This window comes from Cupriavidus sp. SIMBA_020 (assembly GCF_046535395.1).
In the GTDB taxonomy this organism is placed as follows: domain Bacteria; phylum Pseudomonadota; class Gammaproteobacteria; order Burkholderiales; family Burkholderiaceae; genus Cupriavidus; species Cupriavidus campinensis.
This window is the reverse complement of the sequence record NZ_JAWRWU010001193.1, coordinates 1-252: the sequence shown is the minus strand read 5'-3', so window position 1 is coordinate 252 and position 252 is coordinate 1. Positions and strand designations below refer to the sequence as shown.

General features: G+C 61.9%; 1 protein-coding gene. It reads left to right on the top strand.

The features are described 5' to 3' along the window. The coding region (locus SB751_RS33310; RefSeq protein WP_410749407.1) for an NAD(P)H-dependent oxidoreductase at positions 1 to 252 on the top strand (252 nt) is incomplete at both ends.

Below are 252 nucleotides of genomic sequence, written 5' to 3'. Positions count from 1 at the left end.
CGACATGCTCGACCTGTGGGCGACGCACTTGCCGGAACTCGACGGCGATGCGCTCGATGCCAAATACGCGGACTTGAGCGGCACGCCGCTCAGCGAAGGCCAGCAGCAAGCGTGGGCAGGTTTTCGGCAGCTGGCGCAGCGGATGCACGACGCGGATACGCTGTTGTTCTCCGTGCCGCTGTGGAATTTTTCCATCCCCTACAAGCTCAAGCATTTCATCGATGCCGTGTCCCACCGCGGCATCCTGTTCTC